This is a genomic window from Olsenella uli (genome assembly GCF_901212675.1).
GTDB lineage: Bacteria > Actinomycetota > Coriobacteriia > Coriobacteriales > Atopobiaceae > Parolsenella > Parolsenella uli_B.
Genome location: NZ_CAAKOQ010000065.1, coordinates 337 through 592, shown reverse-complemented (window position 1 = coordinate 592; position 256 = coordinate 337).

Genomic DNA, 256 nt, shown 5'->3' with positions numbered 1-256 from the left:
AATCCACGCGCCCACGAGGGGCGCGACTCTACAGAAGCCATTGAAGCGTCCGACTCCACGCAGTTTCAATCCACGCGCCCACGAGGGGCGCGACTTACGGCACAGGACGTCCAGCAGCTCGTCTGCCAGTTTCAATCCACGCGCCCACGAGGGGCGCGACTCGTGGCCAAGGGCGAGATGACCTTCGAGCAGGAGTTTCAATCCACGCGCCCACGAGGGGCGCGACACGCGCTGCTCAGGATGGGCGTCGCGGGAT